Source organism: Nocardiopsis sp. FR4 (genome assembly GCF_009830945.1).
Taxonomy (GTDB): Bacteria; Actinomycetota; Actinomycetes; order Streptosporangiales; family Streptosporangiaceae; genus Nocardiopsis.
Genome location: NZ_VWVV01000015.1, coordinates 128822 through 150400, shown reverse-complemented (window position 1 = coordinate 150400; position 21579 = coordinate 128822). Strand labels below are relative to the sequence as shown.

The window sequence follows — 21579 nt, the reverse complement described above, 5'->3', positions numbered from 1 at the left end:
GAGCCACGGCCGGCCCGCCCGGTTCGCTCGGGCGGGCCGGCCCTCAGGTCGGCTCAGGTGCTGTCCGCCGGATCGGTGACAGACCGTCGCCGCTGCCGTCAGCCGGCGTCCTACGGCGCGCTGGCGTAGGTCTCGAACTCGGCGACGCGGGGTGTGCCGTTCGAGCTGGTGATCTCGAAGTTGACCTTGCGCAGCGTCGTCGGGGCGAAGGTGATGGCACCCGCTCCGCTGCCGGTGGCCAGGACGGCGCCGGTGTCGTGGTCGACGACCCGCCAGGAGCCGATCCGGCCCCGGCCGCCTCGCGGATGTTGATCGCGGACACCGTGGTGTTGGAGCCCCACTTGACCGAGATGCGGCCGGTCGAACCGCTCGGCGACCAGTAGGTGCCCATGTCACCGTCGACGGCGTTCCCGTAGCTGGTGCCGCTGGCCTTGCTGGAGCCGTCGGCGCCGGCCCCGATGCTGAGGTTGGTCCCGCTGGGGGGGTCGGTCGGGTCCGGGTCGGTCGGGTCCGGGTCGGTCGGGTCCTCCGCCCGGCAGTTGCCGTCCGAGACCCTGTTGCCCTTGCCCGCGCCCGCGGTCTGCTGGACCACGCCCGGCACGCAGCCGGCGTCGTCGAGCCCGTAGGAGTAGGGGACGCTCACCGACGTGGTGGACTGGGGGTTGGGGCCGGCGGGGTAGTTCTTGTCGCCCTGGCTGGACCAGGTGACGTTGTCGAAGACGTTGCCGCCGACCTGCCAGTAGCCCCTCTCATTGGTGTAGAAGGTGCCGAGGACGTCCTTGGAGTCCTTGAAGTAGTTGTTCTCCACCTTCGCGCGGGCGCCGGCCCGGGAGTTGATGCCCGAGCTGTTCAGCCGCACGTAGTGGTTGTTGTACATGTGCGCCGTGCCGCCGCGCAGCAGGGGCGCGCGCGAGTCGATGTTCTCGTACAGGTTGTGGTGGAACGTGACGTAGCCGTTCGAGAGGTCGCTCTCGCTGGACCCGATCAGGCCGCCACGGCCGGAGTTGCGCAGGATGCTGTAGGAGAGGGTGACGTACTGGGTGTTGTTCTTCATGTCGAAGAGGCCGTCGTAGCCCTCCGACTCCCCGCCCGACGCCTCCAGGGTGACGTGGTCGACCCAGACGTTGCGGACGTTCGCCTCCATCCCGATGGCGTCACCGCCGTTGGACGTGGGCGAGCCGGACTTCTTGACGTTCCGGACGGTCACGTTCTGGATGATGATGTTGCTGGACTCCCGGATGTGGATGCCCACCTGGTCGAACAGGGCTCCGCCGCCGGTGCCGACGATCGTGACGTTGCTGATCTTCTTGAGCTCGATCACGCCGTCGGCGGTGTCGCAACCGGTGCCCGACACCTTGGAGGTGTTGCCGTGGTTGATGGTGCCTTCCACCTGGATGGTGATCGGGGTGCTGGTGCTGGGCCGGTTGCACAGGGCCTCGTGGATCTGGGTCCCGGTCGTGGCCCGTACCGTCTGGCCGCCCGCACCGCCGGTGGTCCCGCCGTTCTGGGTCGCATATCCCGTGGCGCTGCCGGTCTGCGCCGATGCCGGGGACATCGGCAGGGACAGACCAGCCGCCACCACGGCCGCAGTGGCCAGCGCCGACAGGAGTCGGCGCGTGTTGGATCGTCTCACTGCTCACCTTTCCTACTGGGGGGTACACGTTGACGTGTTCCCCCGAGCGTAGAGAAAGCGCTTTCCATGTCAAGGGGGGTTAATGCAAACGTTTGTAGGAACGCTGGGCACCTTGACTACCCTTCACGTCTGTGAACTGGGGATTCACCGGCGTCCGACATCGACTTCGGGATTGAGTACCTTTTTGATTGCAACCGTTTGGACTGGTGTCCCGGTGCCGCGGTAAGCCGGACGCGGACGTCCGGACGCGGTCGGGGGCGCCATGGGCGGCGGCTCCTCCGGGTCGGCACCCCGGGTCTCCGACGGGCCGGGAGACGAGGGGATCCTCCGCCAAGCGGCAGGCCAGCGGAAGGGCCGCTCCGCGACCGACCGCGCGGACCTGGAAAGCGTGAAGAAATCCCCGGGTTCATTTCATGTGGAGGGCATCGGCAAGAGATCAGTGTGCAGAAATACCGGCGAAAGCCGGAAAGCGGTCGGCTCCGCGCTCGCAACGGCGGTGCGGACGGCGGTTTCCGGCCAGTCGCGATCGACCCGCCACCGGTGTCGTTCCGACCGCGGAAGGCTCCCTATACCCGCGGACCAGACGGGGGCGATCCCCCTCCCCCGCCCGTGCGGCGGTCTGCCGTGGAGCGCCCCGTGAACACACCGCGACCGGAGACGGATGGTGCGACCGCGGCGGTCCGGCGGTCGGGGCCCGAGGCGACGGAAGGGATTTCAGGCGGCACGGAGTTTTCTCAGCGGGAAGGCCGCTCCGGTGAGTTCCCTGGAGGCCTCCCGCAGTCGGCGCGCGGCGTCGACGCCACGCGCCCCCGCAGCTCACCGGACCGGCTTCGGTGCACCTCGAAGCCCCATGAGACCGCGGGGACCGGCATATCCATCTCCGGGGATATCCGCCGTTGCGGCACGGAGCGCCGGCAGGGCGCCGCGTTCCGCGTTCCGCATGACCGAACCGATCAGTATTCGGTTCACCAGGAATCACAGGTTCCGTTCTTCGGGCATCAGATTCGCGGCCGAGATCCCGGCAGGCGCGGCCGTGGAGATCACCGAGGAACCGGATTCACTGAGCCGCCGTCGGAGTTCCGGGGCGAACAGGGAATCGGCGAGTTCGGACTGCCCGTAAGCGGAATACTCCCGGTGGGGCTTTTTCTCCCGGTTGGGGTCGGCGAAGTCGATCGTGCCTATTCGGGGCGCGAGCGAGGTCACCGTGACGCCCCTCTTCCGAATCTGCGGCAGGAGCGGGTGCGAGATGGCCGAGGTGGTTGGTCCCCAACTGCGGCTCGAAACCGTCGGCGGTGCGGGACACGGGCGGGAGCGACGGACCAGCGTTGTCGATGAGCGGGTCGATGGGCTCGGTGAGCTGCCGCGCGAACGTCCGGATCGAGGACAGGCCGGCGAGGTCGACTCACGGACCTCCACGTCACCGTTCGTCGTCGCGGCGGCACGCCCCTTTTCGGGGTTGCGGGCGGCGGGCAGGACGCGCGCTCCCCGTTCGGCGGGCCCTCCGGGGCCGCGCTCCCTCCAGGGCCCCCGTACACGCGTCGCCACCACCGGGAGCGGCGGGCGGGGCACCGAACAGCGGTGAAGCCCCTCCGGTGGCGGAGAGGGCTTCCCGGTGCTGTCCCCGGCGGACGGGTTTCTCGGATCCCCTGCGTTGGGCAAGGGGTCCGGCGAGCGGTCCAGGGCGGACCCTGCGCCAGGCGACCACAACCCGCGGGGTGGAGCCCAGCGTTGCAAGGGCCCGCTCCGCCCACCCGACCGACCCGCGCGGCCCCGGCCGCAGGGGGTACCCCGGAAGGTTCGAGGGGTCGCCCCCCGGGAAACACGAAGGACGATCCGGCGAGGCGGCCGAAGGCCCCCGAGCAGGATCGTCCCGAGTCCGTGGACCCTGGGCAAGCCAACTACAACCCTGCGCGGCTCGCTGCCAAGCTCGAAGCCCTCCTTCGTGAGCTTCCCGCCCTGACAGCACCCCTCCCCCGGCATGAGCAGCCGACGAAGAAGCCGGGCACCGCGAAGCGCCTCAAGCCCCAAGAGGTAGACGAGCTGATCGTCGCTTACCAGGCGGGCACGAACGTCTACAAGCTGGGAGAACGCTTCGGCATCAACCGTCAGACGGTGAGCGCCATCCTCAAACGCCACGGCGTACAGATCCGCAAGCGGGGTTTGACGGAGGAAGAGATCGATGAAGCGGTGCAGCTCTACCAGCAGGGCTGGTCACTGACACGGATCGGCAAGCGCTTCGGAGTCGACAGCCGAACGGTGCGGAGTCGGCTGCTGGAGCGCGGGGTGCGCATCAGCAAAATGAAAAAGCCCGCTTAAAAAACGGGCGTGCGATACGGCGTCACAATCTACAAGAGAGATGAAGTGACGAGCGTCAGCTGCCACCACGAATGTCCACAAGATTCCGGATCAGGGTAGGAGGCCTATGCCCCAGTTGAACCTCTAATCCGATTGGAATCGGTGGGTTCTCCAGCGCGGCGTGGCCGAACGTCGCACATGAGTAGATTGGGATCGTCTTTGCTATGCAGATTTCCTTCAAGCTCTGAATTATATAAGAACGCGCACGACTGCCACCTGAAATGTGCCCAACAACAATTCCCGTAACATCGTCGAAGAATCCTCGAAGAGAAAGTGCAACTAGCAGTTGCCGGTGAACACGAACATCCTCGTCAGCGCATTCGAAAAATAGCACCTTTCCTGCAGTCGAAAGTTCCCTTGAAAATGCCCCCGAAAGATAAGCGATCGAAAATGTACTGAGATTCCCCCCCACGAGGCGCCCCTTGGCGAAACCAGGAATTACGGGCACCCACAACTGATCTGAGGACAGCCCAAACACTGGCCAGCCCGCTATATAGCGAGCCACATCCATCAGGCTATGCCACGTTTGGTCGAGTTTCCCGGCTACATTAGGCCCGTAGAACGTAATCAGACCTGTGTCGAATGCGATCGCATTCAGGAGCACGCACGAATCACTGAAACCGAACCACGGTCGTCTTCCGAAAGCGAGGGCCTTGACATCAAGCGAAGAACCAAGGAAAAGGTCAATTGTTGCTTTGCCTCCCCACGCAGACAGGAACGCATCAATACCAGTATCGCAAACCAGATCCATGAGCGCACTCCGCCGAGTAGCAACACTTCCGGCCGCGTAACCATCCGTCGCACGCAGGTTTGCTGGCACTTTTATGACATGACCAGAATTTCTAAGTGATGTGATCCCCTGCGCCAATGCCATATGGCGCCGTTCGTTCAAGGCGTCACTAACAGCATAGATGCCAATTGAGAGGCTTCGGCGCCGAACTTCGGGATGGTGAGTATCCATAGCCACCATTAAGTCATTACAGGAAACTACACTATTGCCGGAGGAGCAGCGAAAGGATTTGGCCAAAGCTCAGCAAGCTCCCAGTAGCCCTTCCTTCGCTCCAGCACCGCGTAACCTCCCAGGGTAATCCGAAAGGCAAAGTTTCGATGCTGAGGAAGCTCAAGGATCGAATACACGAATGACTTAATAACACCAGCATGCGACACGATCACGACATGGCCAGGTTGGCGACGAGTTACCTCCTCTACGAACCGTGACACACGTCTGAAGACCTCCTCATCCTGTTCGACTCCGTTGCAGCCCTCCCAGTCCTGAGTCAAATCCTCGCACCGCAATCGAAGCGCTTTCCTCCGTCGGATGATTTCTTCACGCGACAAGCCTTCCCAGTCTCCGAGATCGCGCTCCTTCAGCTCATGTGATACCGCCACTTTGAGATTGAGGGCCGCGCGCAGCGACTCAGCAGTCTGTATGGCCCTCACAGCAGGGCTAGTCCAGACCACTTCGCACTCCACCTGGCCAATTTTCTCCACTAGTGCATCACACTGCTTATTTCCGCGCGTCGACAACCCCGGATCCCCTGCGGATAACAGCTTTGCGCTTTCGTTCACAAGGGTAGATCCGTGACGAATCAGAAATAGCTTGTCAGCCAACCGGCTACTCCCACTCAATGAGACGAGTGAGCGTGTAATTAGGTCCCGACAAACCCAACATTGGCGTCCATGAATCACTGGAAAGACGCAGAAGTGACGGTGGCAACGCCGGCAGTTCAATGCTCGTCGAGTAAGTCAACCCTACTGTCACATGCGGACGGAAACGATCACCGACGCCATTTGCAACGTCTCCGTTGCCGCCAGTGGCCGCTAGAGCTTCTTCCTGAAGCTTCCGCATGGCGCCAGTGCTCAGAACGGGTATCTCGATCCAGTTGTCGCCGTCCGGACCTGGAACGATCGAGACTCCAGCGAGCGTGAGGGTACCCAGCGTAAGGTCACGCAACTTGTAGGTTTGCTGGTTGAGCAAGCCAAGATCAGCGTCTTTCCACTGGACGATAGTTATATGCGGGAGAGCATGTTCCCCGAGCGCGAGTTCGGAATCTACGCGCTCATTGACTGCTTCTGAGAACGCAACAAGCTGGATCGCGATCTCGTCCGAGGGGACAAGAACCAAAGTGTAAACGGTATTATCTGTCACCTTCTGACACCTTTCATATCAATTAATATTAATGTATCGCAAAAGATCACTTCCTGCAACTCACCGAAGGGGTGGTTTGCATGTTCGTCTAACATACTCGATCCGACGTCCGTACATGGGCTGTTCCAGCGGCATCTCGTACCACTCTTGGCGAGGTCCGAAGTAGTTGCGCGGCGCCAGGTCGGCCGTTGCAGCTCTTATGCTGTCGAGCAGTTGGTCAACGGACACAGTGCCAAGCAAGGCAGATCTCAGGATTAACGGCATCAAAACATACTGACTCATAAAGTCATCATATCGTCGCGATCGTTCTTCAAATACACGAGATTCAGAAATCGTTTGTACCATTGGAGTCGACCGCAGGTACTCAGGATCACCCACGAAACCTTGGCAATCTCGGTAGACAATCAACACCTTACCCAATTGCCGAGCTAGCAAAATGTTCTGTGCATGCATCTCCGGCATGAGTCCTGTTCGGACGCAGACGTTCCAGTAAGATTCAAGTAGTGGAAAAATTAGGTTGTCTAGCAACCACGCCGTCGTATCCTTTGGATCTTGTCGATCGATATTGGCGAATCCCCAAAGGTCAACTTTCTCGTCTGCGTAGCGAGAGAGCAGGGAAAAGAGAGGAACCATACTGTCGATTTCGCCCTGCACACAGGAGGGGGCGACGTCGCGAAAAATGCAGCCAAGCTGTGGCATTGCGCCGCCAAGCATGACCAAACCGCTGCGTTCTGCCAGGTGCGGAATCGATTCCGCGGTAAGAATATTGCAAACTGCAAGAGAGTGTTGAACCTTCCTGCGATCCAGGCCCGAGCCAAAGCGACCCAAGACACCCGGATAGGAGAGTTTGAGCCAAAGAGAATTCACATAATCATCTGCGACTAATAATGTGCGCCCAGAGGCACTGGGGACAGCCCGAACGCGCGCCCGCACAGAAAATTCTCTTCCGTCCGCAAAGTAATATCCTATCGAGTCAGGATGGATAGGAATGCTGTTCATGGTTCGACACATAGAGGCCATATTGGATCTGTTATCGCCATAGACCTCAAGCTCTGCGGCTGGAGTTGTGACCAAAGGAACTTCAAAATCTGGCAGGCCGAACCGCGGGGAATATCCCGCGCTTGGGCCGTTAACAAATGAGAGCCGGTTTGGTGAACCATCGTTCGCGTGACGTTCCAAGAACATTAGATTTTCGAGCCACGAAGGAGGCTGGACTGAACGCTCGTTGATGCTATTCATCGGAACATCGGTTCCAGATTCTCCACGTACGAGGATCGTGAGACGTTGGCTACGTCCGGGTACGAGTACCAGGTGTCTGCGCTACGGAAATAGGAGGACGCGTCGATCCACTTGCCACGAAAACGATCAGCACTTCGGCAAATGAGCAAATTTTGATTAGTTGACCATACTGTTGCAATTGCCGCTATCATGGGAGCAAGAATATAGCATCCCAGTTTGAAGTCGTAGGAAAATGATCTCCGCTCGTATAGATCTGGAGCATCTTCATCGATTGTCTTGTAGCTTGTGAATTGACAGCTCAAACCTCGGCGGCGGCGAATCACCATATCCTTAAACAAGTCACCCATATCTCTAAAAACTGGCGCACATGTCGAACCGTTCAATCCAATGGAATAAAGAACGTTCTGGGCATTACACTCGGGCAAGAGGCCCCAATCACGAGCCAAAAGCACATAGCTGTCGATCAGCTTTCCAATTACATTCTCAAATGCCGCATCCATAGTCCAATCGAGTCGATCACGCAGCTCGGTTAGCAACGGATAGGTAGGATTTCGGCTCGTTTTCGCTAGGATGGAGAATGCTGGGATCAGTGGTTGCTGAAGCAGGTCTGCGCCAATCGTCCTGCCTAAAGTTCCCCAACCACGAGTGCTTGAACCAAGCCGCGGTTCGCAAAACCAGCCATAGTCCTCAGGCAAATAATATATGCCGCCTGCCAGTGCGGACGCCTGCTCTAGTGCTGCACTCGCCTCCAAGCTTGCGAGCCATTTGAAGTGATACAAGTCCCGAGAGAACCGTCCAATTTTCCCAGGGAAATGTAGCTTTAGGAATCCTAGTACATCTGATTCAGGACTCAGGACAGCAACTGTTCTAACTGATGCCGTGGGAACGCAGCGCAAAGTTGGACTTTCCAAAACATCGCTGTGACCAGCGAGCGGATGCACTGGAACAAGTACGTTGGAGGAATCTGAAGGCAGCCACTCTGGCAAGCGACCAACTATGGTGACCAAGTCCCTCGGGTACGATACGAAGGGGATCTCAATGCCTTTGCTACCTTCGCTTGCAGAGTACTCGACATCACCGATACTGGGAACAAAGCCACTGGGCGAACCATCGTTGAGATAAGCCTCGCAGTAAAGCAATAACCTACTGAAGTTTCCTCGCAGGAGACTCTGATCCCATGCGAAACGCAGCTCATCACTGAACACTTCCGCTTCCTTCGCCGCTCGTTACCACATCGCGCACGTTGTCTGCTTCGTTCGCAAAGAACTCGAGATACCGCTGGATAAATGTATTAATATGTCCCTCTTTTTGGCTTGCGTCCAACTCCAACCAGACACTCTGTGATCCGCCGCGCATATTTGGAGAACCGTAAAGGAAGACGAACGTCCGGTTGTCGATCTTCAGCACGCCCACCGTAGGATAGGACTTAATCTGAACTACACGAACTCTGTCCTGATTTTTCGCCCCGGCGTGCAGGCTGAGTATCGTTTTGATTTCTTTTGGGAAATGTTCAGGCCAAGTGGAATCGTAAGCCAGGCCCTGAGACTCATGCCACTCTCGTTCTTCGGTGATCCGATTCATCACTCCGCGGTTCTGCGGACTGCCGAGTATTACATTGACAACAAGCGAACGTTCGGACGTGAGGCGTTCTGCGATACGCATTAGGAGAATTCGGTTCATCAGTACACTCAGTCCTAGGCCAACACCGGTGATCTCGGTCCGAGCATCCGCGATTGCATTCTCCAATGCGGCGACTATGCGTGGCTCCTGCGAAGATTCATAGGTTGCGAGAATCCCCTCGCGCTGGAGGAACTGATCGTACTCTGATAGTTTTCCGCTAAATCGCCGTTGGTACTCGTCCAATAGAATGCCTACCAGGGCAGTTCCAAAGATAGTGCCAAGAGCTGCGGTGAGCACTGTCCCTACTACTGCATCAACAGCACGATTGAACAGCGGCGGGTTGGGTGCGAGGTGAGTTTGCTGGACTACCTGCACGATGGTGAGGAAGATGACTGCGAAGCTAGCTATCGTCCAGATGTACGCGCGAAACCGCCGCCGCTCAGTGTACATCGACCTGTCAGAATGACGATTTCGGATTCGTCGCCTAGCAAACACTATGGCTCCATGTTGTCGTGCCTCGTTGCACCTAGAATAGTGGTAGAGATTCCCGAGAAATAGGGGACTGTCAGCACAAGTCCGCCAATCTGTGCCATAATCGTCGCTTCGGTTATCTGGGAAGCTTTATAGTCGCCTCCTTTGATAAAAAGGTTGGGCCGCAGGGTCATCAAGTCGTTATTCGGCGTAGGCTCATCGAACTCGATCACATCATCAACATAGCCGGTGTCAAACAGTTGTTGCCGTCGAGTTGAGGCTGTTCGTATAGGCCGATCCTGACCCTTCAACATTCTGACCGAACGATCAGAGTTCATTAGGACCACTACCCTCTCTCCAAGCGCGCGACATGCACTTAGTAGGGAGATATGGCCAGCGTGAAGTAGATCGAAACAGCCGCCGGTGGCGATGATAGGCACTTTTTGAATTTGGAACTCATTCTTTCCGTGGACACCTATCGTAAGGTGCTCGCTGCGGATCTGTCGTATGGTGGTCATCGTCGCAGTCCGGACGCTCCCTCGTATGTCTTTCAGATCTGGGGCACTTGCGAGTGCTGCGCTAAATAGATCACCAGCACCCACAACTTTCCGGTTTTCGTACGCCACCGTTGGGCAAAAGAATCCGTCTGTATCCGGGCTGTATCCAAAGGCTCCAGCTGAGCCTACGGTCGTGACACAGGCATTCCAACCATGGTTCTCAGTAAAGGCTTGGGCGCGGCGAAGAAAGGTGCATGCTTCATCTGAACTATGGTCAGACCGGTCCAATGTCGCATAGTATCTGGCGTTGGCCGTGACGATGGAACGACGGATAGGTAAGATGCTATAAAGATGGGGATCCCACACTATTGTCTCGAAATCTTCCATCAACTCCCTGACGCTAGCCACCACGTCGAATCCATAATCCTGGACGAGCAACCGGCTAGTAGAAGGAAGTTGGAGAGAACGACTATTGAGGGTTTGTCGGCAATCACGACTTCGACCTGAATTGACCTGTATTAGTTGGTTGTTAGCATTGATCCAGATGCGTTCTGGGGCCGGGGTCGTCCCATCACCCAGGGCGATCAAACTACTCTCATCGTGGAGGAAACTGCTGATGGCCTTGTCGATGAGGGCTCTGGGAAGGGCGGTGATCACTGTTACGGGCTGTCCCGTTGCTTCTAGCGCTCGTACGCTATTCCAAACTCCACCCAGAGTTATATCGTCGTTGAGCCGAAAGGTGGTCCGCTGTCGCGAGAGGAGCGGTTTTGCCGTCCTGTCTATAATAGTGTCACCGACGACGGTGATGAGTTCCTGGATCACACATCACCCTTTCAACAGTTGCGAGCAGAACTCGTGCAAGAGGCGAGTCATCTCCTCTTGAGCGACTTGAGTGCTGGACGTTTCAATTTGAACAACGACGTCAGCATACTCGAAGAGTGGACTGTCGCGAGCTGCGGTGAAAGCTACCGTTACCAATCTCGCTCTTCTAGCGAATTTGGCGGCCTCGAGCATATTAGCGCTGCGCCCAGACGTTGTTAAGAGAATAATCGTATCACCAGGCTCGGCAAGAACCTCTAGTTGGACGGAAAACGTCTGATCGTATCCACGGTCGTTTGCTAGGGCACTTAGGAGGGCACTATTTGACGTCAAGCTGATACTGCGCCTCGCGGTCGGATAAGTGCCCATTCCTGTCACCAGTTCTGCAGCCATGTGTTCGGCTAACGCCGCGCATCCCCCATTACCCGCCCAGAAGATTGTTCTTGTTGATGCCTCATTTGGTATGGCCAGCTCGGTGAGGAGTGATTGGATAGTCGGTTCTAGACGGGCTGACGGTTCATACTTGAGAGTCGACATCAAGGAATTCGCTCTCTTTTGGGCTGCTGGAACGTACGACAGCAGCAAATCAGGGCTACTCGGAACTTGACGGCACGAGTTTGCAAGCCGAGCGCGATGAGGGCAGAGCGTGCCTCCGCCTGGGCTACAGGTGGCCAACGATGTCTTGATGGTGTGTATCTGAGGGCGGCGGTATCAACTAGTTCTTCACGCACTTCACGAACACCATCTTCGACTCGTTCGCCAGCCATCAAGTGACGTGCGGCTGTGATGTCAAGCTTGCCAGGATGTGTTTTTGTCGATTCTGATTGAGTCTGAAACAGAATACTCCGGCGCGAAGGGCTAATAACTCAGCAATGGAATGTCCTATTCCACTGCCTCTTTGAATTAGCATCAACACGCTGCATCTCCTCCAGATGCCGCAAACTAGCATCCCTTAACCAGCTAACCCTTCATGCCTCTTAGTATCTACCCGCTCCCTCACCCCCGCAACACCAAGTCTTGCACCCCGAGGTACGTCATGACCTCACTGTGGAGGAAAGAAACCTGTCATCTCGGACATCTCAGCAACCCTGATACATGCAGGGCCAGAGCCGCTGATGCCTCATCAACAGGCTCCCGCACGCCAATCCATGCTCTGATCTGCAACTTTGTCCACAGAGCACGGAGCTCCGTCTTCAAGAGATAGCTCCCCAACCAACCCGCAGAGGTAGCAACCCACAAACCTCACATAACACTCAGAGAACCCATAAGATATGTTTCGTCACCAATAATCACTAAAGCAACTTTCAACCCAAGCTGCGCAACAACACCATCTTCCTCGTGTAAGGCATAGACCCTCACATAGCACGATGCCCTCGCCATATGGCGAGGGCATCCAGGGAGGTTGAGGCGTGAGTTCAGCCGAGCCGCTCCTTCGCCAGCTCCTCCAGGCCGTAGCGCTCGACGTGGTCAGGGTTGCTCAGGTCGATGGTGCGCAGCCCTTCGCCCTGGAGCCGCTCGTTGATCTGGTCGAAGTTCTCCCGCACGATGCGCTTCTCAGCTTCGGAGGTCCTGCCCTTCTTAGGCTTGCCTGCGTGTTCGAGGGTGGCGTAGTCGATCTTCGCAGCGGCAGCAGCCGGCCGCGCCGAGCGAGTAGTGACCGTCTTAGCGGTGGTGAGCAGCTTGTCCATCGGCTGGTCCTGTGCCAGCGCCTCGAACTCTGACAGCTCTAGCACCACCGAGCGAGGGTCTTCGCCCTCCTGGTGGATTTCCAGGTGCACGAATTGCTTCTCGTTATCGAGGTTTTCTACCTCTTCAGCCAGTGCCTCAATTTCCACGACGTCTTCCCCGAGGATGGGGTGCCCGCGGACGATGATCTTCACGAGATCTTCGTCATTCTCAATGAACTTACCGGTCAGATCCGAGACACGGATGACACGCTGCGCCACTGGGGTTCCTTTCCAAGGGGTTTTGGTTAAGGCTAGTGTAGCAGCAAAAGCGGCCTATTGGCTTTAAAAGTGCCAGGGCAAGTCTAACCACACAACAGCTATAGCTATACGGTACCCGCTTGGATTAAGCGACTAGAGCAAGGCGACTAGCTCGCCGCTTCTTCAAGCAGCTTTGCTTTCATCTCATCCTCCAGCACCCACACGAAGACAACTCCTGAACGAGGGAAGATCCAGCCGTCAAATCCAAGCTCGACAGTTAGCTTCGGCACAGAGGCCGGACTCTTGCTGATGCGTGCCTTCTGAGCACTGGCGATCAGATCCAAGCTATGCACGTAGCGAATACCGCTACCACCGTAGGAGAAGCTGACTTTGACGCCCTTAGCCGGACGTGGGAAGTCGAGCGCCAAGAGGTGACTGTTGCGCTGGATGAGTACTCGGTAGGTGTAGGACAGCTTCACCTCCTTGGAGCCATCAGGGGTGACGCCAGTGTCCACTGTGTAGGTCTGGGCGCTCTTGCGTGATGAGCGGCGGATCCGCCGCTCATCACCGTTAACGGTGAGCTGCACCAGCTCGAAGGCTTCCGGCGAGGCAGCTGTCAGGTCACCAACTGGCTCAAAGTACCAAGCACCCGTAGTCGTTGGATCTTCTAGGAGTGCCCGGTAGTCGCCCATGTCAGAGACAGCCGAGAAGCGCATGACTGGCTGGCTCGGGATGACGCGGTACTCCCAACGGACGGTCGCGACGAACATGGAACCGCGGCCAGAGGCCGGGCCGCCCGTCCAGGGGTCGAGTGAGACAGACACGTCAACGTCGTACCAGCGCTCGGGGGCACGAAGCACCTGCTTGCTGAGGTCGCTGTAGACGTCATGCGCCAACTCCTCATCCTTGAGCTGAATGGCCAGAGTGTTACGTGCCACCTGGTCAAGCGTCTCGGGTGAGGAGACACGGGCCAGGTCATCGGCGTTGAAGGCGAACCCTTGGATCACAGCATCACGGATGGCCGGCGCCTGCTCAGCTACAACTTCACGAAGCCGGTGCATCGCCTGTTCTTCACCGTGTTCGCGGTTGATGTACTCGAAGGCAACCACAACGAGGCCGGTCGTCAACAGCGCTATACCGACGTCATTAACGACAGCAGAGGACAACAGCTCCCACCCTGGTTGCCGTTCGGCCCAAGCGGAGAGAAGCAGGAGCGCGACTCCAACCACGATGGCTACCACAGCAAGCAGGGTCAGCTTGGTTTTGTAGAGAGATCGGTAGAGGTTGGAGTTTCCGCTTCGCATATATGATTTTAATTATACCATTAAATGCATAAATTCAAATGAGAAGCAATCTCCGTCGAGAGTCCGCAGCACCAACCTTCCAGCAAGCCAAGGAGCAGGCACGACCGAAGCCCTGGACCACAGAGACCCAGGGCTTCAGCGGACGGCAAGGGAGTGTCGTCCTGGTGCTCGCTGCTACGAGCTATGAGTGAGCGGATCGGCTACTTGCCACCGCCGGTACCGCCACCGTCACCACCTCCGTAGATGCGGACCATGGTCACACCTCCTCCCCATGTCAGGCAGGGCAGCGCACGTATGCCCTGTTAGGGGTGGGTTCCGTACGTGCGGACACGCACAGCATAGGACACATAGTCTCTATACGTATAGTCATTAGACATACTTTCTCTGGACGTAGGGTCTTGGGACGTATGTGGTTGGGCATGTTATGACTGCTCAGCCCATATCCAGCGCCGCCCAGACCTTCGGGGCACGGGTGCGCGCCCACCGCCAGAACCTCGGCAAAAGCCAAGAACAGCTCGCCGAAGCTGCTGGACTGCATTGGACGTTTATTGGCCAGGTGGAAAGAGGAAAGCGCAACCTGAGCCTGCACAACTTGCTGAAGATCGCGGCGGGATTACAGGTGGATCCTGGGGAACTAGTGCAGGGGTTGCGGCTCGAGGAGTGAAGTCGGGACTATTTAGTCCGTTACGACGTCTTCCCGTTCGGGGTAGCAAGCGACGCCTTCACGGCCTCGATATCACGTTCAGTCGACTCGTCCGAGACAAGTAGAACCAGTAGTGCACATGCCCGCAACGCCAAAGCAGCCGTCTCGCGATCTACCTCATGCATAAAACCATGGGCAATAAGGTTGCGAACGTTGTGCCCGTCCTTCAGTAGGAACACCCGGAGGAATCGACCCCAGTCTGGATCAAAATCGTTCTCCTCCAGCTTGTCCAAGAAGACCCCGAGCCCGGGAAATTGCCCGTCCGAATCTCCGACCGCAGCCCGATACATAGGCTCGTTTAGTTCCAGCAAGAGAGAGCGAGCTGACGCCTCGATCTTTGGAACTGCCAGATGCACACTGGCTGCAAACTCGCCTACCCAGTAGAGCTGAAATGCCTTAGCGAGCGCCTCCGCCAAAGCAGAATGAGTTCCAGTCTCAGAGATACAAGCTTCGAGGTCCTCCTGGGAAGGGACACCAAATCGCGTACGCATCACATCTAGTGCACTAGACAGGAGCACGCCGCTAAGCTGGATTTTTACACTCTCCGCATGAACGCGCTGGCGCTGCAAAGAATCCTCTTCGCCAGACGAAACACGCTTAGGAAAGCCTTCCGGGCCGAACTTAACAGTCGTGGCTAGCTGCTCAACAACCGAGACACCCTGCTGCTTGCGAGCCAGCTCTTCGTTGCTCGAAACACTGCCACTGGGGCATTCGCTTTGGAGCCAAAATCGCAAAGCTTCTTGCCACGACCGAGCGCGCCCATAGGGGATCAAATAGTTGCGAAAGATTTCAGATGGGACCTTGAACTCGGTTTCCAGAGTCTTCCACTCCACCGGTGGAGCAGACTGCAACCTCGAAACCGCTACCTCTTCAAGGTGCCAGACACCGAATTGGCGCGCTGTTGATGCCGCCTCATTCAGATAATAGACCTTGATAAGAGCTTCTCGTGCGTTGTCGGCTTCCTTCAGTAGAGCATGAATCTGCGCCTCGCTAGCGCGCTGTATACGCGCTTCATCGCCAGCGGCCCTTCTCCGAACGATATCGGCAACTTCTTTAACGACATGTGATTCCGTGTAGGCCTGCAACGCGACATCGAGAAGGTCATCAACTTTTGGATCTGCTGGCTGAGCTTTTTTCCTGCGCGACGGAGCCGCGAGCGAATCCAACAGCGGCACGGCCACATAAGAAGTATCGTCGGTCCGCAAGGCGTTTTCTGTCATATCCATCATGGCAGATACAACCTGCTGTTCCAGCTCAGAGAGTCCTACTGAGCGAGCAAGAGTCAACGCCCTCAGCAGCCCCTCGCCTTGCTCATAAACTTGAAAGCTTCCCCCCACTGTGTCCAGATAGGCGCGAACAGCTTGCTCAGCGGCATCACGACGATTCCGTGCCAGCTTGAGCGCAAATAGGATATCTGCGCATCGAGCCCGAGCCACAGGATGCGTCACCGCTGACGTGAGATCAACCCACAACGCTCGCGTCTGATCATCGGCATCATTCAGTGGCCGCGGAAAGTAAGAGGGGCCTTTCAATGGAACGAGGGAAGTGTCCGGCTTAGACGACCCGATCGGTGTCGACTGCAATGAGTAACTAAAGGTCATTAGCAATTCACGCACAGCCGCAGAGGAAATCTGCGGGTTCAGGCCTGTCGCAAGCTGCCTCAAGCGGATACTTACTGCGTGGAAGTCATGAGCATCTTCGCAAGCTGAATCAACAAGCTGCACAAAAACTGGCACGAGGTCAGGATCGTGCACATAAGGCAAAGGTCCCTGAGTAACTTCCTCCGAAGACGTATCCTCGGTGCGACCAGTGGCATCGTTCACGGCTTCAGCATCTTCCATGTCAAGCTCCCCACCCGACCACTTGCACAGCCTTGAGAAGACAGTCAATAAGAAAACCCGTCGAAGACCTGGCACTCGGGTATCTCCTCAAGTACTGGGACCGCTGTCGGGTTTTCTTGCCAGCACCCCTACAGACAGCGCCGCTCACGCCGGATAAAGTCATCCAGCGTGAGCGGCGCTCTTCGCCTCGACGAGCAGCGCAACGTCCAAGTCGGAGTAGCCGGCCTTCTCACCGAGGCACGCTCAGGCCGCTTCTCCCCCGGTGCCCTCGGTCACACCTCCGAGTAGTAGGCCGTGCTTGTCGGTCGTGTGCTCGTAATCGACGGCGCCTTCGGGGCCTGCAGCGAAGTGTCGCTTGGCGAAGCGAATACGCATGGCCTCGTCCCACTCAAGGTCTGCCAGATTGCGTGTGCCCTTGGTTTCACGCACGAGATAGAGCCGCTGGGCACCGTCTTCGTCGTACACAATCGCCCAGTCAGGCGAGTATTCGCCCACAGGCGTCCGAACCTTGAAGCGGCGCGGGAGCTTGGCGAACAGCTTGACGTGCTCGCGGTCGTTCTCCAACTTGGCGGCGAAAGATCGTTCGACGTGGCTGTCGTAGTCGACGTGGTCGAAGAGGTTCGCACCATCATCCGGCGCGGGCACAACACCCCTTTGCGGATCAGGGTTGCCCGGCATCGGCTGTGGCGGATTCTTGGACTCGACCTCGAGGAACACTACCTCGGCGTCCCACCAGCTCTCCTCGTCCATCGGCTCATACGTGACGCCCTGCACCATCTGTTCGATGGTCTCGACACGGATGGCGCTGGCGACGATGCGTGCCCAGCGATCTGGGTCGTCGAGGACATGCCGAGCGTAGTCCCTGCCTGGATGGGTCAGGATCGCCCGGACGATGCCGACAATCGTGGGACGGGTGAGCTGGAGCGGGAACTTGCCGTACTGGAGCTGGTCCTCAATAAGTTGCACCACGTCGGGTAGCCGCTGCCCGACAACCACGATGCGTTCACCCCGAGACTCCGCCACGGTCGTATCAGCCGTGATGACCTGTCCTGTGTCGTCGTACACCAGGTCGGCAGACTGCACTACGTTGGCCCGGCGCTCGATGAACGCCAGCTCCTCCAGGTGCTCCGACTTGGCCACAACAGCAACAAGTTCGGCCGGGTCAACCGTGACGCGGTAGCGAGCCTTGTAGCGGATCCGCGTCCAGAGTTCAGCGAACTCTGGACTATTGAAGAGGGCCGGGCGCCGGCGCACGGTCACCTCGGTGTCGGCGTCCTCGACCTCTGGCCCAGAGTCACCATCACCGCCAGCCCCACCGCTCGCGACGTACTCAGCGTTGAGGCCGTCCCGGAACTCAGTGAACGACTCGTCGACGATCAGGGTCAGTCGATTCATCGACGGGTCCATGACGCGGCGGCCAGACTGGTCAACTGGCAGGCGGAGCCCGCGGCCAATCTGTTGACGACGCTCCAATTCGGAACGGGTGTGGCGCAGGAACCCAACTTGGAAAACGTTCGGGTTATCCCACCCTTCCTTCAGCGCGGAGTGGGAGAAGATGAACGCACGCGGGTTGGCGCGGTCAAGGATGAGTTCCTTGTTGGCGATGATCTCCTGGTAGGCCCGCGCCTCGTACTCAGCGTCAGAGGCACGCCCTGCGGTGTCCTTCAAGATGCCCGTCTTGGTCGACGGGAAGTACGCCACGCGAAGCTCAGCCGGATTCGGCATGTCGTCGACGGCGTTCCCCGCGCGCAGCCACTCCTCGCGATACAGCTCATCGAACATCGCTGGCAGCACCGCCTCGCCGCCCACATAGTCAGCGACGTGCTCGACGAAGAACAGCGACAACACCTTCACGTCGCGACCCATGGAGTCAATCTGCCCCTGGCGGCTCAGGTGCTGGCGGATCGTGTGCCGGATCTGATCACGCCACACCGCCAGGTGATCCACGCCGGTCTCTTGGCCGGCCCTAACCGTCAGGCCGTTCTCAAAGATGACCCGGTCGGGCTTCCGCTCCATGCCCTCGACCACCAGGCCGCGGTACTGGGCGAGCCCGCCAGATTCCTCGAACAGATCGGTCCCGTTCTGCAGTACCACCGGGGTGCGGCGCGCACCGTTGGCGGATGCGCGATCGATGATCGCCTCGCCCATCAGGCGCTTACGAACGCTGCGGAGTTTGTCCAACCGCACGTATGGCTTGCCGTCTTCGCCCGCGACGATGCCCTTCACCGACACACGCTTGACTAGACCGGCCTCGGCAGCCTGCTTCGGCCCGAGCCGGTGCACCAGGTTGAACGGTTCCTTGTGCGTGGCGCTGTAGCGCAGTGCCACCAGCGGGTTCAGCGTCGCGATCGCCTGACGACGCAATAGCGTCGCCATGTTCTGCGGCTCATCAATCAGGACGACGGGGCGGGCCTTCGCGATCTGCTGCACGCCCGTCAGATCGTCTCCCCACAGCTGAGGCTGCTCAGCGCTGGCGTACAGAGTGTTCTTGTTCGGCTTGTCCAGGGACTGCACACTAGCGACCAGGAACTGCACCGTGCTTGACGGTTCAGCGAAGTCGCTGAGCGCCGAGTTCTCCCCGAGTACGCCCCAGCTGTACGGGACGTTCGGATACTTCGCCCGAAAGTGCTCCTCGGTCTGCTCGAACGTCTTCACTACCCCGGCACGGATCGCGATCGAGTGCACGAGGATGACGAACTTCCGCAGCCCGTACTGCTCCGCCAGCCGAAGCGCAGTGGAGATATACACGTACGTCTTGCCGGTACCGGTCTCCATCTCGACCGAGAAGTTCGGGAACGCCTGTGCCACACCCAACAGGTCCGTCTCGGTGAGCAGGTCTAGCTCACGCTGTACCGTGACCGACTCCCTCGCGGTCACCGCAGCGAGGTTGTCAACCAGGATCTCCCGCTCAAGCCCGAAGGCAGCATGCCCATCCGCGCCCGCCGCCTGCCCGGCAAGCGCATCGCGTGGAGGCACGAGGGCACCCTCAAACAGGTCGACCACTGCAGCCACAGCGGCCGACTGGTGCGGCTGATCATCAAAGCGAAACTTCACGGGGCACCCGTTCCAACAGAATCAACTTCGACTGCAGGCGCGGCGCAAGGGTCAGCGTCACTGAGTCATCGACCTTGTCACCACGAAGGATCAGCGTGTCGTCATCGCTCAAGTTCAACGCGTCCGCCGCGGCGAGCGTGAAGGCCTCGAGGGAAACCAGAAGTCGCCCGACCGCATCATCTGCTTCCGACGGAACGAATTCATAAACCGTGACGCCGTCGACATCGTGCGTTACTACCCGGGCATCCAACCGTGTCCCAGTGGCTTTGAGTGCTATTTCCCACGCCACGTCGATCGGATTCGCACCGTCCACCACCGGAGAGCTCTCCGTGTAGTCGAGCACCTGCTCCAGGTACGTCTGCCCTGTGAGCTCGGGGGTCGCCACGATCGGCTTCTCAACGATCAGGTTCGTCGGGCGCGTACGGAAGATCCGGAAGCCCAGGTCAGGTGTGTCCCCTTGCAGGGCCTTGGCGGCACGACGCAGCCGCTCTGCCGTGATCTCGAAGATCGTCTTGTATCCCTCATCGAGCGCGTTCTTGCCCGACTCCTCCGAGGCATCAGGCTTCTCTGGCACCTGAACGAGGATCCAGTGTCGTGTGCTGCCGTCCCTCTGGTTCTGCTCCCAAACAGCCTGTCCGGTTGAACCGGAACCCGCGAAGAAGTCGAGGATCAAGTCACCATCATTGGTGATGGCGTGGAACAGGCGAGCAAGCGCATCAGTGCTCTTCGGGTAATCGAAAACAGTCACGCCACCCATGAGCTTATCAAAAGCTTTCGACGCAGCCCGGCGGTCCCTATAGAACACGGAACCCGGCGCCCACTCCTCATGTTCATGCAAGTAAGATTTGATCTTCAGGCGCTGATCAGTGTTCTCCGGATAGTAGATGCGCCCCTCTGCATCCAACTGTTCCATTCGCTCCCGACCATAGGCCCAGCCGTTCCGATGCGGCTTATAACCCTTAAAGTCGTAAACGAGGTTCGGTCGCGGATTTGGGCTTCGGAGATTATCCGGAAAGTAGACGCCTCGATCATCGACATAGTTGAAATGTTCATGAGCCTTTGACGGGTGCTCCTTCGGGAGCTTTCCGAACCAGCCCAGGAGCGCGCTATGGATCGACACATAGTCAGTGCCATGCTTTTCACGAAACTCAGCCACCTTCTCGTAGATCTCGTCGAGACCTGACTTTCGCTCCCGCCAGCGAACGCCCTGCTCACGCAAGTAGGCGTAGTCACGGGCGTAGGCCAGCGCGTAGTCGTGGCCAGCAGAGATCTGCCGTGCGTCGTTCTTGCGGCCACCGTTCCAGACGAAGTTGCCAACAAAGTTCTCGGCCCCGAAGATCGCATCGAGCAAGAGCCGCAGATGATGTACCTCGTTGTCGTCGATCGAAACGAGGATGACACCGTCACGGCGCAGCAAGTGACGGGCCAGCGCGAGGCGCGGGAACATCATCGTCAGCCACGGCGCATGCTTGCGCCCACTGGTTTCAATCCGACTCGTGGTTGCATTGCCCTGCTCATCGACCTGGCCGGTCTGCTCGAGGTACTGGCGCTCGGGGACGGCGAAGTCGTCGTTGTAGGTGAAGGTGTCACCGGTGTTGTACGGCGGGTCGATGTAGACCAGCTTGACGGCACGCGAGTTACCCGTTCTTCAGGAGCTTGAGCACCTGCAAGTTGTCGCCCTCGACCAGGACATCGCGAGCTGTTCCCCAGTTCCGTGACGCGTCCTCGTCCGGCACCAGGGTTGCCGTCGTCGCTGAGCGAGCATCCTTCCGTGCGCGTTCGATACCAGGCCAGGTAAAGGCGAAGGCCGGTTCGGCTTCCTCGCCCAGGCCAAGTGCAGCCAGCAGGGAATCACGGTCCAGCTCGCCGTCGCTGAAGGCGCTTGGGACGAGATCGCGAAGCTGTGCAAGCAACTCGTCGCGGTGATCCGGGGTCTGACCCGGTACCGAGGACGTCATCGGATGACCTC

17 protein-coding genes and 1 pseudogene are annotated in these 21579 nt (G+C 58.6%); 2 read left to right on the top strand and 16 right to left on the bottom strand.

The window, feature by feature from the left end:
• Positions 1-110: 110 nt before the first annotated feature.
• Both FYW95_RS16255 and FYW95_RS16250 read right to left on the bottom strand, forming a co-directional pair.
• Positions 111-1555 (bottom strand): annotated as a pseudogene (locus FYW95_RS16255) (polysaccharide lyase family 1 protein).
• A 1053-nt stretch (positions 1556-2608) separates the two neighbouring features.
• Positions 2609-2836, bottom strand: coding sequence for an SDR family NAD(P)-dependent oxidoreductase (locus FYW95_RS16250; protein WP_159943655.1), 228 nt, complete (start codon positions 2834-2836; stop codon positions 2609-2611).
• A 675-nt stretch (positions 2837-3511) separates the two neighbouring features.
• On the opposite strand from FYW95_RS16250, the gene FYW95_RS28270 reads away from it, so the two are divergent.
• The gene (locus FYW95_RS28270; RefSeq protein WP_160050494.1) at positions 3512-3949 is read left to right on the top strand and encodes a helix-turn-helix domain-containing protein; all 438 of its coding nucleotides are present in this window, start codon (positions 3512-3514) and stop codon (positions 3947-3949) included.
• 55 nt (positions 3950-4004) lie between these two features.
• Here the strand turns inward: FYW95_RS28270 and FYW95_RS16240 are convergent, their stop codons facing one another.
• The 10 genes from FYW95_RS16240 to FYW95_RS16195 form a co-directional block, all read right to left on the bottom strand.
• Positions 4005-4949 (bottom strand): LD-carboxypeptidase, encoded by a 945-nt coding sequence (locus FYW95_RS16240; protein WP_160050493.1) that lies wholly within the window; start codon positions 4947-4949, stop codon positions 4005-4007.
• A gap of 26 nt (positions 4950-4975) precedes the next feature.
• A complete protein-coding gene (locus FYW95_RS16235) occupies positions 4976-5599 on the bottom strand; it encodes a histidine phosphatase family protein (protein ID WP_160050492.1) in 624 nt (207 codons plus the stop codon).
• 4 nt (positions 5600-5603) lie between these two features.
• Entirely contained in the window at positions 5604-6137 is a 534-nt protein-coding gene (locus tag FYW95_RS16230) for a hypothetical protein (RefSeq protein ID WP_160050491.1), read from the bottom strand.
• 60 nt (positions 6138-6197) lie between these two features.
• Entirely contained in the window at positions 6198-7376 is a 1179-nt protein-coding gene (locus FYW95_RS16225; protein ID WP_160050490.1) for a hypothetical protein, read from the bottom strand.
• Positions 7373-8581 carry a hypothetical protein gene (locus FYW95_RS16220; RefSeq protein ID WP_160050489.1) on the bottom strand — a complete coding sequence of 403 codons (1209 nt, stop codon included), beginning with the start codon at positions 8579-8581 and terminating at the stop codon, positions 7373-7375. The genes FYW95_RS16225 and FYW95_RS16220 overlap by 4 nt, the downstream gene beginning before the upstream one ends.
• Positions 8571-9371, bottom strand: a complete 801-nt coding sequence (locus tag FYW95_RS16215) for a hypothetical protein (protein ID WP_160050488.1) — start codon at positions 9369-9371, stop codon at positions 8571-8573. The genes FYW95_RS16220 and FYW95_RS16215 overlap by 11 nt, the downstream gene beginning before the upstream one ends.
• Positions 9372-9490: 119 nt before the next feature.
• Entirely contained in the window at positions 9491-10786 is a 1296-nt protein-coding gene (locus FYW95_RS16210; RefSeq protein ID WP_160050487.1) for an adenylyltransferase/cytidyltransferase family protein, read from the bottom strand.
• 3 nt (positions 10787-10789) lie between these two features.
• On the bottom strand, positions 10790-11320 hold the full coding sequence (locus FYW95_RS28935; RefSeq protein WP_160050486.1) for an SIS domain-containing protein: 531 nt from the start codon (positions 11318-11320) through the stop codon (positions 10790-10792).
• 878 nt (positions 11321-12198) lie between these two features.
• Positions 12199-12729 carry a hypothetical protein gene (locus tag FYW95_RS16200; RefSeq protein WP_160050485.1) on the bottom strand — a complete coding sequence of 177 codons (531 nt, stop codon included), beginning with the start codon at positions 12727-12729 and terminating at the stop codon, positions 12199-12201.
• A 146-nt stretch (positions 12730-12875) separates the two neighbouring features.
• Positions 12876-14012 (bottom strand): hypothetical protein, encoded by a 1137-nt coding sequence (locus FYW95_RS16195; protein WP_160050484.1) that lies wholly within the window; start codon positions 14010-14012, stop codon positions 12876-12878.
• Between the two features lie 424 nt (positions 14013-14436).
• Between FYW95_RS16195 and FYW95_RS16190 the strand changes: the two genes are divergently transcribed.
• Complete coding sequence (locus FYW95_RS16190) at positions 14437-14676, top strand: helix-turn-helix domain-containing protein (RefSeq protein ID WP_160050483.1); 240 nt, start codon at positions 14437-14439, stop codon at positions 14674-14676.
• A 20-nt stretch (positions 14677-14696) separates the two neighbouring features.
• Here FYW95_RS16190 and FYW95_RS16185 read toward each other — a convergent pair whose 3' ends face one another.
• From FYW95_RS16185 to FYW95_RS27740, 4 genes are all read right to left on the bottom strand, one after another.
• A complete protein-coding gene (locus tag FYW95_RS16185; protein WP_160050482.1) occupies positions 14697-16556 on the bottom strand; it encodes a DUF7380 domain-containing protein in 1860 nt (619 codons plus the stop codon).
• A gap of 243 nt (positions 16557-16799) precedes the next feature.
• Positions 16800-19610, bottom strand: a complete 2811-nt coding sequence (locus FYW95_RS16180; RefSeq protein ID WP_201294886.1) for a restriction endonuclease — start codon at positions 19608-19610, stop codon at positions 16800-16802.
• Positions 19594-21222, bottom strand: coding sequence for a site-specific DNA-methyltransferase (locus FYW95_RS16175; RefSeq protein ID WP_236572205.1), 1629 nt, complete (start codon positions 21220-21222; stop codon positions 19594-19596). Before FYW95_RS16175 ends, FYW95_RS16180 begins: the two co-directional genes overlap by 17 nt.
• 25 nt (positions 21223-21247) lie before the next feature.
• Complete coding sequence (locus FYW95_RS27740) at positions 21248-21568, bottom strand: hypothetical protein (RefSeq protein ID WP_201294885.1); 321 nt, start codon at positions 21566-21568, stop codon at positions 21248-21250.
• Positions 21569-21579 lie beyond the last annotated feature (11 nt).

Coding starts and splice junctions, on each gene's coding strand:
- FYW95_RS16240 (WP_160050493.1), bottom strand. CDS start 4,949: ATGGATACTCACCATCCCGAAGTTCGGCGCCGAAGCCTCTCAATTGGC.
- FYW95_RS16225 (WP_160050490.1), bottom strand. CDS start 7,376: ATGAATAGCATCAACGAGCGTTCAGTCCAGCCTCCTTCGTGGCTCGAA.
- FYW95_RS28935 (WP_160050486.1), bottom strand. CDS start 11,320: ATGTCGACTCTCAAGTATGAACCGTCAGCCCGTCTAGAACCGACTATC.
- FYW95_RS16195 (WP_160050484.1), bottom strand. CDS start 14,012: ATGCGAAGCGGAAACTCCAACCTCTACCGATCTCTCTACAAAACCAAG.
- FYW95_RS16190 (WP_160050483.1), top strand. CDS start 14,437: ATGACTGCTCAGCCCATATCCAGCGCCGCCCAGACCTTCGGGGCACGG.
- FYW95_RS16185 (WP_160050482.1), bottom strand. CDS start 16,556: ATGGAAGATGCTGAAGCCGTGAACGATGCCACTGGTCGCACCGAGGAT.
- FYW95_RS27740 (WP_201294885.1), bottom strand. CDS start 21,568: ATGACGTCCTCGGTACCGGGTCAGACCCCGGATCACCGCGACGAGTTG.